The organism is Microbacterium marinilacus (genome assembly GCF_019753765.1).
Classification (GTDB): Bacteria; Actinomycetota; Actinomycetes; order Actinomycetales; family Microbacteriaceae; genus Microbacterium; species Microbacterium marinilacus.
This window is the reverse complement of record NZ_JAIJZW010000019.1, coordinates 1-12,128: the sequence shown is the minus strand read 5'-3', so window position 1 is coordinate 12,128 and position 12,128 is coordinate 1. Positions and strand designations below refer to the sequence as shown.

At 72.2% G+C, this 12,128-nt stretch carries 13 protein-coding genes; 8 read left to right on the top strand and 5 right to left on the bottom strand.

Translation table 11 applies throughout. The annotated features are described in order from the left end of the window. Positions 1-85: 85 nt before the first annotated feature. From K5S26_RS17985 to K5S26_RS17975, 3 genes are all read left to right on the top strand, one after another. A complete protein-coding gene (locus K5S26_RS17985; RefSeq protein WP_221860789.1) occupies positions 86-292 on the top strand; it encodes a hypothetical protein in 207 nt (68 codons plus the stop codon). Between the two features lie 99 nt (positions 293-391). Beyond that, complete coding sequence (locus K5S26_RS17980; protein WP_221860787.1) at positions 392-883, top strand: SRPBCC family protein; 492 nt, start codon at positions 392-394, stop codon at positions 881-883. A gap of 112 nt (positions 884-995) precedes the next feature. Beyond that, positions 996-1,340 (top strand): DUF7882 family protein, encoded by a 345-nt coding sequence (locus tag K5S26_RS17975; protein ID WP_308123060.1) that lies wholly within the window; start codon positions 996-998, stop codon positions 1,338-1,340. Positions 1,341-1,414: 74 nt separating this feature from the next. Here the strand turns inward: K5S26_RS17975 and K5S26_RS17970 are convergent, their stop codons facing one another. Then, on the bottom strand, positions 1,415-1,744 hold the full coding sequence (locus tag K5S26_RS17970) for a DUF7882 family protein (protein ID WP_221860785.1): 330 nt from the start codon (positions 1,742-1,744) through the stop codon (positions 1,415-1,417). Positions 1,745-1,858: 114 nt separating this feature from the next. On the opposite strand from K5S26_RS17970, the gene K5S26_RS17965 reads away from it, so the two are divergent. The 3 genes from K5S26_RS17965 to K5S26_RS17955 all read left to right on the top strand — a co-directional run bounded on the left by K5S26_RS17965 (position 1,859) and on the right by K5S26_RS17955 (position 4,343). Beyond that, positions 1,859-2,569, top strand: a complete 711-nt coding sequence (locus K5S26_RS17965; protein WP_221860783.1) for a GTP pyrophosphokinase — start codon at positions 1,859-1,861, stop codon at positions 2,567-2,569. Positions 2,570-2,657: 88 nt separating this feature from the next. Further along, positions 2,658-3,764 carry a 5-methyltetrahydropteroyltriglutamate--homocysteine S-methyltransferase gene (locus K5S26_RS17960; RefSeq protein WP_308123059.1) on the top strand — a complete coding sequence of 369 codons (1,107 nt, stop codon included), beginning with the start codon at positions 2,658-2,660 and terminating at the stop codon, positions 3,762-3,764. A gap of 84 nt (positions 3,765-3,848) precedes the next feature. Beyond that, on the top strand, positions 3,849-4,343 hold the full coding sequence (locus K5S26_RS17955) for a glutaminase (protein WP_221860781.1): 495 nt from the start codon (positions 3,849-3,851) through the stop codon (positions 4,341-4,343). A 23-nt stretch (positions 4,344-4,366) separates the two neighbouring features. Here K5S26_RS17955 and K5S26_RS17950 read toward each other — a convergent pair whose 3' ends face one another. Beyond that, complete coding sequence (locus K5S26_RS17950; protein ID WP_221860779.1) at positions 4,367-5,098, bottom strand: substrate-binding domain-containing protein; 732 nt, start codon at positions 5,096-5,098, stop codon at positions 4,367-4,369. Positions 5,099-5,320: 222 nt separating this feature from the next. Between K5S26_RS17950 and K5S26_RS19270 the strand changes: the two genes are divergently transcribed. Continuing rightward, positions 5,321-6,994: a MinD/ParA family ATP-binding protein gene (locus K5S26_RS19270; RefSeq protein ID WP_221860777.1), complete on the top strand. Its 1,674-nt coding sequence runs from the start codon at positions 5,321-5,323 to the stop codon at positions 6,992-6,994. Positions 6,995-7,021: 27 nt separating this feature from the next. Here K5S26_RS19270 and K5S26_RS17940 read toward each other — a convergent pair whose 3' ends face one another. Further along, positions 7,022-8,032: a LacI family DNA-binding transcriptional regulator gene (locus K5S26_RS17940; RefSeq protein ID WP_221860775.1), complete on the bottom strand. Its 1,011-nt coding sequence runs from the start codon at positions 8,030-8,032 to the stop codon at positions 7,022-7,024. A 41-nt stretch (positions 8,033-8,073) separates the two neighbouring features. Further along, positions 8,074-9,363, bottom strand: a complete 1,290-nt coding sequence (locus K5S26_RS17935; RefSeq protein ID WP_221860773.1) for an MFS transporter — start codon at positions 9,361-9,363, stop codon at positions 8,074-8,076. 117 nt (positions 9,364-9,480) lie between these two features. Between K5S26_RS17935 and K5S26_RS17930 the strand changes: the two genes are divergently transcribed. Beyond that, entirely contained in the window at positions 9,481-12,000 is a 2,520-nt protein-coding gene (locus K5S26_RS17930; protein WP_221860771.1) for an alpha-L-rhamnosidase-related protein, read from the top strand. Here the strand turns inward: K5S26_RS17930 and K5S26_RS17925 are convergent. Further along, a partial coding sequence (locus K5S26_RS17925) for an integrase core domain-containing protein (RefSeq protein ID WP_221860840.1) occupies positions 11,997-12,128 on the bottom strand: 132 nt, incomplete at its 5' end. The two genes, K5S26_RS17930 and K5S26_RS17925, sit on opposite strands and share 4 nt — an antisense overlap.

Below are 12,128 nucleotides of genomic sequence, written 5' to 3'. Positions count from 1 at the left end.
CCGACGCCGGGTGTCGACCGCAACCGCATCCGGCGACCTGTCAAGCCGTTGAGCGGCGTCGTCGGTCGCGTCTAGCGTCGGGGCCATGAGCACTCGACTGCCCGACATCCACGAATGGTGGCCCCGCCTCTCGATCGACGGGAAGCATGTCCTGCGAGACGGCGGCGGCGACATCCCCGACGAGGTGCGCGAGGAGATCTCGCGGATCGCGGGGGAGGACGTCCCGGAAGGCGCGACGCTCAGCGCGGACGATCGCGACTTCATCCGCACCCAGTCCGAGCAGGTCGACTGACGCCGGTAACCGGACGACCCGGCGGAGTCAAGCCCATTCTCGCCCTGAGGACGCCTCCATAGCGTCGAGGGGGAACGCGACATCAGCAGGAGGAAGCGCATGACCACCACCTTGACCGCCGAGATCGATGTGGAAGCGCCGGTGGACGCCGTGTACAACCAGTGGACGCAGTTCGAGTCCTTCCCCGAGTACCTCGGTGCCGTCAAGGTCGTGCAGCAGATCGACGACGTGCGCACGCGCTGGACGGTGAGCATCGGCGGCCGCGAGGAGGCGTTCTACGCCGACGTCGTCGAGCAGGTGCCCGATCAGCACATCGCCTGGCAGAGCACCGACGGCATCTTCCACGCGGGGAGCGTCGACTTCGAGCCCCGGCGGTCGGAGGCCGGCGTCGACGAGACCCACGTGAGGCTCCGCATGGACTGGGAGCCCCAGGGCATCCTCGAGACCCTCGGCGCGGCCGTGGGCATCGACAAGGCGCAGGCTCAGATGGACCTCCAGCGGTTCAAGACCTTCATCGAGAAGCGCGGCGGCGAGACGGGCGGGTGGCGCGGCGAGATCCATGACGGGCGCAAGACGGCGTCCGACGAGTAGGGCTCCTGCTCGATGACGACCTGAGTCTGATATACGAATATTTTGGAAGCCGTTCTGCCGGTTCCGCAAACTCCCGCCTCGTGAGACAGCGGTCGACGTCTCATGTCGGTGGGTGTCGGGTATCGTCGCCGCCGTGGGGCGATTCATATACGGCGCGGCGGCCGACTCCGTCGAGATCGATGACCGAACTCTCGCGCATCTGCGCATCGTGGTGATGAACAAGCTGCGCCGTGGCGAGCCATTCATGTTCGACACCAAACTGGGTGAGGGGATCGGGCGACGCAGCTTCTGGCTGCACCCCGCTGTCCCGATGCAGTTCCATTTCTCCGGAGGCCGCGCGCCCCGCATCAACCGGGCCTGGCTCGACGAGCTCATGAAGGCGGCGAGCGGGCCCAACGGCCTGACCGTCATGCCCGAGCCGCCCGACCCGATGCAGCAGGCCGTCGTCGAAGACTGACCAGATCACGCGAAGACGCCCTCGCCCCCGGTGATGACCGGGGGCGAGGGCGTCTTCGCGGGCGCGGGGCGGCGTCAGGCCGCGGGTGCCTCGGATTCGCCCCCGGCGACGTGCTCGGCCACCAGGGTGATGCCGCCGAGCGCGCTCGCCGACTGCGCGAGGTCCTCGATCCACTCGCGGTTCAGCTCGGGCGCGACGGCCTCGTCGAACTCGAAGCGCACGGGGATCGACGGGTGCATCCAGATCGTGCTGCGTCCGGCGCCGTCCTCGGCCGGGTGCTGCCAGGAGACCGTGAAGCTCTCCTGGCGACGCAGCTTCGCGACCACCACGACCTTCAGGTGCGCCAGGGCCCGATCGGCGATGTGGATCGGAGTGGAATCGGTGCCGTAGTGGAGGATGCCCATACGCCGAGGCTAATCGAAGGCGGGTGCCCTCATCGTTCGTGGGCCCGCGCGCTCCCATCCGACGGGAGCGTCTTTCCCAGCCGGCTCGTAGCCCTTCGCCATAGCGTGGCGCGCATGACATCCCTGCCGGTCGATGGCGACATGCTGGAGCAGGTACGCGGCCTGCGCGACGAGATGACGAGGTTCCTCTCCGAGTACCGCTTCGGCATGAGAGAGATCGAGACGAAGATGTCGATCCTCCGCGAGGACTTCGAGAACGCGCACGCGTACAACCCCGTCGAGCACGTCACGTGCCGCCTGAAGTCGCCCGACTCCATCGCCGAGAAGGTGGTGCGCAAGGGTGTCGCTCCTGACCTCGACTCGATCCGGCGGGAGATCACCGACATCGCCGGCGTGCGGGTCACCTGCAGCTTCGTGCGCGATGTGTACCGCCTGTTCGAGCTGCTGGTCGGGCAGGACGACATCACGGTGCGCGAGGTGAAGGACTACATCGCGGAGCCGAAGGAGAACGGCTACAAGAGCCTGCACGTGATCGTCGAGGTGCCCGTGTTCCTCTCCACCGGCATGGTCCGGGTGCCCGTCGAGGTGCAGTTCCGCACCATCGCGATGGACTTCTGGGCCAGCCTCGAGCACAAGATCTACTACAAGTACGACAAGCACGTGCCCTCGCGTCTCACCGACAGCCTCCGCGAGGCGGCGGTGACGGCGTCCGAGCTCGACGCGCGCATGGAGAACCTGCACCGCGAGATCCACGGCGTGCAGCCGGATCCGTCACCCGTGCCGCCGTTGCGCGCGCTGCCGTCCGGCGGCCCGTCGCGCGCCTGATCCCGCAGGCCGCCCCCTCGGTCGCGCGACGTGACGGAGGGTGACGGCCCGCCTGAGGGCCCGGGTCGCCGCCGCTAGGCTGTGGCGCGTGACCGTGAACCCGCCGTACCGTGCCGACATCGTCGGATCCTTCCTGCGTCCCGACGCCATCAAGACCGCCCGCGCCGACCTCGCGGAGGGGCGCATCGACGCCGACGCGCTGCGCGAGGTCGAGGACGCGCAGATCGCCGATCTCGTCCGCAAGCAGGCCGATGCGGGCCTCCGGCTCGCCACCGACGGCGAGTTCCGCCGGTCGTGGTGGCACTTCGACTTCTTCGACGGTCTCGACGGCGTCTCGATCGTCGAGACCGACCACGGCCTGCCGTTCCAGGGCGCCCAGACCCGTCAGCGTGCGGTGCAGGTCCACGACCGGATCGGCTTCAGCGCGCATCCGCAGCTCGAGCACTGGCGCGCGCTGCAGCCGCTCGCCGAGGCCGCCGGCGTGCAGCCGAAGTTCTCCTTCCCCTCGCCGACCGTGCTCGACTTCCGCGTGGAGCCGCAGAACATCACGGGCGCGTACGCCGACCGCGACGAATACGTGGACGACCTCGTCGGCGCCTACCGCGACGCGGTGAAGGCGTTCTACGACGCCGGCGTGCGGTACCTGCAGTTCGACGACACCGCCTGGGCCTACCTGTGCAGCGAGGTCGAGCTGGAGCGGGCCCGCACCGAGCGCGGCATCGAGACCGACGGGCTGGGCGAGCGGTACGCCTCGATCCTGAACCGGGTGCTCGAGGACAAGCCCGACGACCTGGTCGTGACCACCCACATCTGTCGCGGCAACTTCCGCTCCACCTGGATCTCCTCGGGCGGTTACGAGCCCATCGCCGAGCAGCTGTTCAGCGTCGGCTACGACGGCTTCTTCCTCGAGTACGACAACGACCGCTCCGGCGGGTTCGAGCCGCTGCGCTTCCTCCCGAGGGGCGAGCAGTCGGTGGTCCTCGGTCTCATCACGACCAAGACCGGCGACCTCGAGGACGCCGACGCCGTCAAGCGTCGCATCGACGAGGCCGCGACCTTCGCGCCCCTCGAGCAGCTGGCTCTCAGCCCGCAGTGCGGCTTCGCCTCGACCGAGGAGGGCAACGAGCTCACCGAGGACCAGCAGTGGGCCAAGATCCGCGCGGTGGTCGACATCGCCGCCGACGTCTGGAAGTAACCGACCCCGCGAGCGACAATCCGTTCCCGCGCCGAGAATGCATGTGAGACCCGCATTCTCGGCGCGGATTCGTATTCTCGAAGGATGAGGGACGACGCCGCGCAGCTGTTCGAGCGGGCTCGACTCCGCCTGGCCGCCGCGCCGCGGGAGGCGCTGGGCGAGATCGCCGAGCCCTCCGGGCTGCGCCGGGTGCTCGGTGTGGGGCCGCGCATCGTCCGTGCCGGGTCGGCCTGGAGGGTCGGATCGCTGCTGATCGGCGACGACGTCGTGCACGAGGCCGGCGAGGTGCTGCGCGCCACGGATCCCGGGCGTCGGGGCTACGCGGCCGAGTCGGCCCGCCGGCGCGCAGAGCTGCGCGCCATGGCGCTCCGCGGCGGCTTCGCGGAGGGCGAGACCGTCCACCTCGGGTGGTGGCCTCTCGACCTCGCCGGCCTTGCCGCGGGGGAGCCCACGGGGCCGCTGTCGTGGCAGGACGGACGCGTCATGATCCGCTGGACGCCGGCGGGTGCGCTCATGCCGCTCTCCGCATATCTCGACGAGCGCGTCGGCCTGCTGCTCGCGCCGCCGCCGGGGGCATAGGCGCAGCGCCGAGGGCGCACGCCTCAGCGGGAGGAGTTGGCGCCGCGCCCGCGCACGATGCCGACGAACGACTCGACGTCCGGCGTCGTTCGCTCGGCCCACCACGCGAGCGCCACCGTCGACGTCGGCGCGTCCCGCAACGGGCGGTACTCGGCATCGCGACGGTGGTGCAGACGGGCGAGCGACATCGGCACGACGACGACGCCCACGCCGGCGGCAACCGTGGCGATCGCATCCGCCGTCGTCTCGGGAGGATCGAAACGGGGGTGCTCCGTGCCGGGCAGCGCGATCGGCCCCAGCACGTCGTCGCGCGGCACGATGACGACCTCGCCCGCGAGGTCGTCGGCCGTGAGCTCTTCGACCGTCGTGAGCGCGGAGTCCGCTGCGACGACCACGACCGCGACCTCGTCGTAGAGCCGGATCACGTGCAGCTCGTCGGTGTCGATCGGCAGGCGCACGATCGCCGCGTCGACCTCGCCAGCGGCGATCGCCTCGCGCTGCGTCGCCACCTCGAGCGGCACCAGCTCCAGCGCGACGTGCGGCATCCGCTCGCGCCACCGGTCGATCCACTTGCCGGGTGTGGCGCCGGGGATCGCGCCGAGGCGGAACGTGCGCGGCTCCTCCCGCGGGGCGGGCGGGGCGGGGGTGGCCTTCGGCGTGGGGCGCGTAGCCGCCCGGGGCGCGGCCCTCTTCGCGCCGCCGGCCGCGCGCCGGGGCGCGCCTCGGCGTCCGCTGCCTCGACCCTTCTGCGCCATCCCGCCAGATTACGCGGCATCGGGTGGGCAGCCCTCCCCTGGTCGTCGCCTGCCTGATTCGACGGTCGCCGCATTAGCCTGTCGGTGACGGCGCGCCCGCGAGCCGGGCGCCCCGGCGGGCGTGGAACGGATCCGCGCGCGCGTTACGGTTGAAGCCGTGTTCCACCGGCGGCTCGTCCCGCGACGACCCGGACAGCCGCCGATCGCCAGTCAAGGAGAACCGTGACCGATAGCCCCGAAGCTCTGGACCGACCGAGGATCTCCGCGGTCACGAACGAGGACGGCACCGGTCAGGTGACCGTCGACGGCACGGTCCACCCCGTCAAGGCACGGGACGCCGCCGGCGCGCGGAAGGCCGTGCTGACGACCGTCGTGCTCGTCGCGCAGGAGTACGGACGTCCCGTCAAGGTCGCGGCCAGCGGCAGCGACGGCGTCCGGCAGCTGGTGGTCTCGCCCGACGGCACCGTCGAGGAGGCCGTCGAGTCGACCGTGCCGCCGTCCGATCGGTCCCCGCAGGCTGCGCCCCCGATCCCGCCGGTGCCCCCGCTGCCGCCGCTGCCTCCGGTCGGCGCCGTCCCGTCCGCCGCGCCGGCATCGGGCGATGCGCCGACGGCGCCGACCTTCGCTCCGCTCGTCACGAGCGTCCCGAAGTCGATGCCCGCCGCTCCCGCTGCTCCAGCTCCCGCCGCTCCCGCTCCCGCGCCGGTCGAGCCCGCCGCTCCCGCCCCCGCCTCTCGCTCGACCGCGGCGCCGACCGAGCCTGCGGCTCCCGCGGCGCCCGAGCCCATGGCGTCGACGCCCGTCCCCGCGGCGCCGGCGCCGGCTCCGGCGGCTGCCGCTCCCTCTCCGGGCGTCCCCGCGGCGCCGGTCGCCGAGGTGCCGCCCGCCCCGGCGGCCGCGCCCGTCCCCGCCGACGCCGCGGCGTCGGATCCCGCCGCCGAGCCGTCCCTCACGCGCCGGGAGGCGCGACTTCTCACCGCGCGGGACTTCGCCGAGACGGCGAGGCCTGTCGGCCCCGCGCCCGCGACGGAAGGGCTCCGCGGCGGGATGAACCGGCTCGGCTTCCGGCTGGCGCCGGGAAAGCAGGAGCAGGCCAAGCGCGATCGCCGTGAGACCGTCCAGCGCGCTTTCGCGGGCCGCAAGACGATCGCGGTCATCGGCGAGAAGGGCGGCGTCGGCAAGACCACGACGACCTACCTGCTGGGCGCGACCCTCGGTCGTGTCCGCGGCGGGAGCGTGCTGGCGTGGGACAACAACGAGTTCAAGGGCACGCTCGGCATCCGCTCGCTGCCGTCGCCCGACCACGATCACACGGCGATCGACCTGCTCGATCACGTGCAGTCGGTCGGCACGGGACAGCTGAGCTCGCCCGACCTGATCGACTTCGTCCGAGCGCAGGGTGAGAACAAGTTCGACGTGCTCGCATCGCAGAGCCTCGACGGCGACAGCGACGTGATCGACGAGGAGGCGTTCGGCCTGCTGCACGAGACGCTGAGCCGCTCGTACCGCGTGATCATCGTCGACACGGGCAACAACTCCAAGGCGGGCACGTGGCAGTCGGCCGTGGCGGCGGCCGACGTGCTGGTGCTGACGACCATCGTGAAGGAGGACAGCGCCCGCACGCTCGCCTCCATGGCCGACACGCTCATCGCCCACGGCCACGAGGAGAAGCTCCGCAACGCCGTGACGGTGATGAGCCACCCGTCGCCCACGAGCTACCCCGACCTGGAGCGCCGTCTGACGAATCACATGGGACAGCTGACGCGCCAGGTGGTCTCGGTGCCGTTCGACGCCGCCCTCGACCGTGGCGACGTGATCGACTACGAGGCGCTGAGCTCCGACTCGCGCGAGGCCTGGCTCGAGGTGACCGCCGCGGTAGCCGAGGGGCTGCGCTAGACGGGACGTCCGCAGGCTCGGCGGTCGTCAGCTGGTCAGCCGCCGCACGATCCTCGCGGGCGTGCTGCGGCGGCTGGTGGCGGGCTGATCATCCTGGGAGAGGAACCGCTCGGCCACATCCCTCCCGGAGGCCACGCTGTCCACGGCGACGGAGGACAGCGCCGGGCTCATGAGCGCGGCGAAGGGTGTGTCGTCCACGCCGACGACCGCGAGCGCGCCGGGCACCGCGACGCCTGAGTCGGTGGCCGCGGCGAGGACGGCCGCAGCGGTGGTGTCGTCGAACGCGCAGACGCCGATGCGCTCCGTCTCGCTCACCGTCAGCAGCGGGCGGACGGCATCGAGCGCCTCGGTGCGGCGGGTCGGCACCGTGAGCTCGAGCAGCTCCGGCAGGCCGGCGCGTGCGGCGGCGCGTCGCGCGCCCAGCGCCCGCGAGGCGGCGATCTCCGCGCGTGCAGAGTGCGGCTCGGGATGCGCGTAGGCCAGGCGAGCGACGCCTGCGCCCACGAGGTGCGTCGCCTGGAGCGCGCCGATCTCCTCCTCCCACGGCCTCGGGGAGGCGTCGGAGTCGAGCGAGATCGAGTGGTACTGGCGTTTCACGCCCGATGCGCGCAGCTGCAGCGAGACGTCCCGGGTCAGCCGCGCGAGCGCCACCACGCCGAAGGGATGGATCGCCTCCGCCAGTTCGACGAGCGTGGCCTCGTCGGCGAGCGTGTGCACCAGCGGCGAGTATCCCGCTTCCCGCAGCCGCGCGGAGATCGCGTCCAGGAACGGCTCCGTGATGTAGCCGCTCAGCGCGGCGTCGCGGACGACGAGCACGATGTTGGAGTGGCCGCGCCGCAGTGCGGCGGCGACCGCGCTGGGCGAGTAGCCGAGCTCCGCGGCGGCCGCGCGCACCCTCTGCTTCGTCGCCTCGGAGATCGTCTGGTTCGCCACATCGTTGAGCACGTAGCTCACCGTCGCGCGCGAGACCCCGCTGAGTCGAGCCACGTCCACCGCGGTGGGGCGGCGCCGCGCGCGGTCGATGCGCTCCGCTTCCATGCCTCCAGTGTGGCAGGCCGGCGCCGTCCGACCGCGGACGATCAGCCCACGGTCTCCGCCGGCGTCCGTCGGTCGTCCTCCGTGCCGGCGACCGCGTCGGACGGGGCGGTCGGCAGCACCCGCACCCACAGGAAGCCGATCAGGGACGAGGCGACGATGCACGCGGTGAGCAGCACGAACAGCGAGCTGGGGTTCTGCGTCGCGAGCGTCGGGATGAACACGGCGGCGCCGGCCGCGGCGATGCGGGCGAACGCGATCGACGCGCCCTGTGCGGTCGAACGCAGCAGAGTCGGGTAGAGCTCCTGCGACCACACCTTGAACAGTGCCTCGCCCGCGAACGCCGCCCCCACGGAGAAGGCGTAGGTCATCACCATGAGGCTCCACAGGGCGCCGTCGAACAGCAGCGGCGTGGCGAACGCCGCGATCTGGATGACCGCGCCGACGACGAACCAGCGGTAGCGCCAGCGGGTGTCGACGATCCGCATGAACGCGAACCCGCTGAGGAGGCCGAGCGGGATGTTCACGAGCTTGATGAGGCCGAAGAGCTGGATCGTGGTGCCGCCCAGCTCGGTGAACAGCAGCGCCGAGAACTGTCCCATCGTGTTGGAGGCGATCGTCCAGGCGGCGTAGAAGAGCCCCGTCGCGGCGAGTGCATAGATGAACGGCGGCCGGAAGAGCCGGCGCAGGGAGTCGAGGTCGATGCGCTCTCCGTCCTCCTGCGCCGCGCGCCGTGCGCGGGCCGCCAGCCACTCGGGCGACTCGGGGAGGGTCATGCGCAGGAGCAGGACGACGATGGCGACGACGCCGACGTGGGCGAACATGATCCGCCCGCCCAACTCGCCCATCCCGCCGACGACGGCGCTCAGCCCGTTGGAGGCCGAGATGCCGACGAGCCACAGGATCGCGGAGAACGCGACGAACCTCCCCTTCTGGCCCTCGGGCGAGTCCTCGGCGATGAGGGCGAGCGACACCGGCAGGTCGGCGCCGATCGCGAGGCCGGCCAGGACGACGCCGACGAACAGCATCGGCACGGACGACGCGAGGGCCATCACCCCCATCGCGACGATCAGCCCGACCAGCGTGACGGAGTACACGGTGCGGCGTCCGAACCGGTCGCCGAGCCTTCCCCCGAACAGCGCCCCGACGGCGAAGCAGAGCGTCAGGAGAGAGGAGAGCAGGCCGAACTGCAGGTCGTCGATGCCGATCGTCGGGCGATAGAGGACCAGCGCGGTGCCGGTGGAGATGAGAACGGCGGCGTCGAGGTACGACGCCATGCCCGCGAGGAACGCGGTCTTCCAGGGGCGGGCTGTGCGGGTGGGGGAACCGGTCATCGTTCCTGCTCTCTTCATTGAGCCTTCGGGTGGCGCATCGCAACTTAAACGAGCAAGTAGTATCGTCGTGCGGGCGCGGCCCGTTGTCAAGATCGTGGCGTCGAAGCGGAGGCCGGCATGACGGAGGTCGGGATGTCGGGGAGCCACGTGTGGCGTGCCCAGTGGATCGGCGCGAGGCGGCCGGACGAGGAGAGGCCCGATGCCCCCGCGGCCTTCGGGCGCACGCTCTTCCGGCGCGCGATCGATGTCGCGCGCCTCGAGGCCGGGCCGGCGACGATCCGCATCAGCGCCGACTCGTCCTACGTCCTGTACGTCAACGGCGAGGAGATCGCGCGCGGCCCGCAGCGAGGCCAGCCGCGCCGTAAGACGCACGACCTGGTGCCGCTGCGAGGCCTGCGGCCCGGGCGAAACGCGATCGCGGTGCTGGTGACGTGGTTCGGCGAGTCCAACGCCGTCTGGCAGGCGCCCGTGCCCAGCGGCAGGCTCGGCGCCGAGGCAGGCCTCTTGGCCGAGATCGTCCTCGGCGACGACGTGATCCTGTCGGATGCGAGCTGGCGCGCCATCCGTTCGGACGCCTGGACGGGCCTGCCGCGGGGGCCGCTCGACGGCGTCCCCGCAGTGGCGTGCGACGCCCGCGCCCTGCCCGCGGACTGGGCCGGTGCACAGCACGACGACGCGCACTGGGCTCCCGCCGAGCCCCTCGGAGCCGCGCACCGAGGCTGGACCGGCAGCGCCCGTCCGCCCCTGGCGCCGTACGGCGCCGTGCCGCTGCGCACCGTGGGTGAGCGGACCGAGCGGGTCGTGCGGCCGACGACCGCGCGCGCCGCGATCGTCGAGGCCCCGTCAGGCTCGGGCGCGCCGCATCCCGCGCGACGGGCTGCGGCGTATCTCCGGAGTGCGGCGTACCGCGGGAGTGCGGTCGCCGCTGCTCAGGAGACCGCTCAGGACGCGTCGGTGCCGCCGGCCCACGCCCTCGTCGCCGAGTTCGATCTCGGGCGGGTCGTCTCGGGCGTCGTCGAGGTCCGGCTCTCCGCGCCCGCCGGCACGGAGGTCGACCTGGCGTTCCTCGAGCGCCCGGACGCGGCGGAGACCCCGCTGACACCGTTGGCCGGCGCGCGATACGTCGCGCGGGGGACGGACGACGCGATCGTCGTCCACGAGGCCTCGGGCATGAGGACGCTCGTCGTCGCCGCGGTGAACCGCACGGCATCCGCCGTCCCGATCGCGATCTCCGGCGTCCGGATCCGCGAGCGGCTCAGCACATGGCGCGAGGAGCCGTATCTGGCCTCCAGCGACCCGGAGCTGGAGCGCCTCTGGCGCGCCGGAGTGCGCACCGTCGCGCTCAACACGGCGGACCTCTTCACCGACTGCCCCACGCGCGAGCAGCGGGCCTGGGTGGGCGACGGCGTCGTGCACCAGATGGTGCACCTGGCCGCGAACGCCGACTGGGGCACCGCGCGCGAGTACCTCCGCGCGGCCGCCTCGCCTCGCGCCGACGGGATCCTGCCGATGAGCGTCGCCGGGGACTTCGAGGCCGCCGACGGGGTCACCATTCCGTCGTGGTCGCTGCACTGGATCCATGGTCTGGCCGAGATGCACGCCCACGCGGGCCCCGTGCCCGAGGTGGTCGAGGGGCTGCCCGTCGCTCGCGGGGTGCTGGCCTGGTTCGCCCGTCACGCGGACGAGGACGGCGTGATCCGCGCCTCGGGTGAATGGGATCTGGTCGACTGGTCGAGCGTGGTCGTCGCCGGCCGGTCGGCGGCGCTGACGGCCCTGTGGTCACGCGCGTTGCGCGAGTACGCGGGCATGTGCGCCTCGCTCGGAGATCGTGCGTCCGCCGATTGGGCGCAGTCGTGGTGGGAGCGCGCTCGCGCGGGCTTCGAGGCGTTCTGGGACGGCGGACGCGGCCTCTACGTCGACGCCGACGGTCCGGAATCGCCCGTGCGCACGTTCTCGCAGGCGACCAACGCCTCCGCCGTGGTGGCCGGACTGGTGCCGGACGCCCGCCGGGACGCGCTGGTCGCCGCGATCGCCGACCCGGAGGCGCTGGTCGAGCGGGCCTGGCTCAGCGCCCCCGGCGGCGGGCTCGACATGGCGAAGTGGGAGCGGGTGGCGCGCGGCGAATGGGTGATCGACTGGGATCCGCGCTCGCAGATCGTCCGGGCCGAGCCGTTCCTGTCGTACGTCGTGCACGACGCGTATCTGGCATCGGGCCGTGCCGACCTCGTCGACCGCGCGATCCGCGACTGGTCGCGCTTCCTCGCGGACGGCTACGACACGTTCGGCGAGGGCTGGTCGTGGGGGTCGCCGTGCCACGGCTGGAGCGCGACGCCGACCCGCGACATCGTGCGCGCCGTCCTGGGCGTCACGCCTGCGGAGCCGGGCTACTCCGTCGCGCGGATCGCGCCGCGTCCCGGCGGCGCGAGCGAGTTGCGCGGCGCGGTGCCCACCCCGGCTGGACCGATCTCGGTCGAGGTGAGCGGCGATGTCGTGCGGGTGTCGTCGCCGATCGCCTTCGTCTTCTGCTCGCCCGGCGGGGCGGAGACGACCCTCGCGCCGGGCGAGCACGTGCTGAGCCTGGCGACGGGCCACGCCCTCCCTCCGCACCCGGAGGCGCCGGCTCTCACGCTGCGCTAGTTGTAGTGCCCAGCCAGGTTGTTTGAAATGCGGCTGATGGGTGGGAGCTTTCCGATGGCGGTGTGGGGTCTGTGGTGATTGTAGAAGTGCAGCCAGGCCGGGAGAGCTGCTCGCCGAGCTGACTCGGA